The following is a 2,071-nucleotide window of genomic DNA, read 5'->3' as shown; positions in this document are numbered from 1 at the left end:
GCCTCGCTGGCCATGGCCGCGGACTTCTCGGTCGGCGGGCCCGACACCCGACTGCTCGCGGCCTACCCGGGCATCGGGCTGTCGCCGGACGGAGGGATGTCGTGGCGCCTGCCGCGCGCGGTCGGTCAGCCCGCGGCGCGGGCGTTCATCCTCGGCAACGAGCCGATGGACGGTGAGCGCGCCTTCCAGTTGGGCGTGCTCACGACCTTCGTCGACGGCGACGTCCGGGAGGCCGCCCGGTCTCTGGCTGTGCGTCTCGCGGCCGGACCGCGCGAATCCCACGCCGCCGCGAAGGCGCTCCTGCGTGCCTCCGAGAACGCCACGCTGTCGGATCAACTCGACGCCGAGCGCGAGTCGATCGCCCGCCTCGCCGTCTCGCCGGACGGCATCGAGGGCGTGGATGCGTTCGTCGCCAAACGCCGTCCGGAGTTCGGACGGGGCTGAGCCGGGAACGCCACGTCGTGGACCGGCCGGGTCCGCTACATCTGTAGCGGATCCGTTGGCAGTCGCCAGTCCATCGGCTCGGCACCGAGTCGCCTCAGTTCCTCGTCGGCGCGGCTGAACGGCCGTGAGCCGAAGAACCCGCGCGACGCCGAGAGCGGCGAGGGGTGCGCGGAGGCGATCACGGGGGTGTCCCCCAGCATCGGCGCCAGCGACTGCGCATGGCGCCCCCACAGGATCGCCACCATCGGGCGATCCCGCTCGACCAGGGCCTCGATCGCCCGCCCGGTGACCTCCTCCCACCCCTTGCGGCGGTGGGAGGCGGGCTCCCCGGGCGCGACGGTGAGCACCCTGTTGAGCAACAGGACCCCTGCCCGGCTCCAGGCCCCGAGGTCGCCGTGGCCGGGGGCCGCCAGTCCCAGGTCGTCGGTGTACTCGCGATAGATGTTGACCAGGCTTCGCGGGAGCGGACGCACGTCGCCGTTCACCGCGAAGCTCAGTCCGACCGCGTGGCCGGGCGTCGGGTACGGGTCCTGCCCCACGATCAGCACGCGCACGTCGTCGAACGGCTGGGTGAACGCGCGCAGCACCCGGTCGGCGGCGGGGAGGTATCCCCGGCCCGCCGCGTTCTCTGCGCGGAGGAAATCACCCATCCGGTGGATCCGTTCCTCGACCGGCGCGAGCGCGCGTGCCCAGCCGGGGTCGAGGAGGTCGGACAACGGTGCGGGCGGGGTGTGTCGGTCGTCCACCGGTCAGTCGAGCCGACGCAGGTCGGCGCGGTAGCGCATGGCGTTGTCGTGGTACATCTGTGTGTTGCCCTCGAGCATCGCGGGGTCCACCTCGACGCCCTCGCGGATCTTCGCCGGCGTCCCCATCGCCATGCGTCGGGCGGGGAGGTCGAACCGGGGCGGGACCAGGCAGCCGGCGGCCACGACCGCCCCGTCCCCGATCACGGAACCGTTGAGAACGATCGAGCCCGACGAGATGAGGACGCCGTTCCCGATGGTGGCCCCCTCGATGTGCGCGTTGTGGCCCACCACGCAATGTTCACCGATGATCGTCGGTTCGGTGGCCGTGCAGTGGACGATCGTGCCGTCCTGGATATTGCTCATCGCGCCGATCTCGATGCGCCCGTAGTCGCCGCGCAGGACGGCGGTGGGCCACACCGAGGCGCCGGCGCCGAGTGTCACCCGGCCGATGACCACCGCATCGGGGTGCACCCAGGCGTCGGGTGCGATGTCGGGTTCGAGGTCTCCCAGTGCGTAGACAGCCATGCGGATCACCCTAGTTCGCGCCGCGGGCGGAGTCCCAGCCTCCCGGCGTGCGGGGCTCACCGTCGAGGGTGACCAGGCCGGGTTCTCCCGACCGGACGGTGCCGATCGCCGTGAACCCGGGCGGGATCACCGCCCCGGGTGGGAACGTCCCGAGCAGTCCGTGGTCCTCGCCACCGTCGAGGACCCAGTCCAGCACCTGACGCCCGGGGTCCGCGACGCCCAGTGTTCCGGCGGCCTCGGCCAGGACCGGGTCGACGGGCAGCGCGTCGGTGACGAGGTCGGCCGCGACGCCCGATGCCCGCGCGAGCCCCGACAGGTCGCGCAGCAGCCCGTCGCTGACGTCGGTGAGAGCCCGC

3 protein-coding genes and 1 pseudogene are annotated in these 2,071 nt (G+C 72.7%); 1 reads left to right on the top strand and 3 read right to left on the bottom strand.

Going from position 1 to position 2,071, the window contains the following annotated elements; all coding sequences use genetic code 11:
• The coding region (locus G6024_RS06490; protein WP_235027789.1) for an enoyl-CoA hydratase/isomerase family protein at nt 1–444 on the top strand (444 nt) is incomplete at its 5' end.
• A gap of 35 nt (nt 445–479) precedes the next feature.
• Here the strand turns inward: G6024_RS06490 and G6024_RS06485 are convergent.
• From G6024_RS06485 to G6024_RS06475, 3 genes and pseudogenes are all read right to left on the bottom strand, one after another.
• Nucleotides 480–1,190 carry a uracil-DNA glycosylase gene (locus G6024_RS06485; RefSeq protein WP_119192430.1) on the bottom strand — a complete coding sequence of 237 codons (711 nt, stop codon included), beginning with the start codon at nt 1,188–1,190 and terminating at the stop codon, nt 480–482.
• A 3-nt stretch (nt 1,191–1,193) separates the two neighbouring features.
• On the bottom strand, nt 1,194–1,715 hold the full coding sequence (locus tag G6024_RS06480) for a gamma carbonic anhydrase family protein (protein ID WP_067717980.1): 522 nt from the start codon (nt 1,713–1,715) through the stop codon (nt 1,194–1,196).
• A 10-nt stretch (nt 1,716–1,725) separates the two neighbouring features.
• Nucleotides 1,726–2,071: pseudogene (locus G6024_RS06475) on the bottom strand (thiamine-phosphate kinase); the annotation flags it as partial.

The sequence above is a fragment of the Dietzia maris genome (assembly GCF_014144855.1).
Taxonomy (GTDB): domain Bacteria; phylum Actinomycetota; class Actinomycetes; order Mycobacteriales; family Mycobacteriaceae; genus Dietzia; species Dietzia kunjamensis.
Note: the sequence above shows the minus strand (reverse complement) of the source record. Positions and strands in the feature narration are given on the sequence as shown.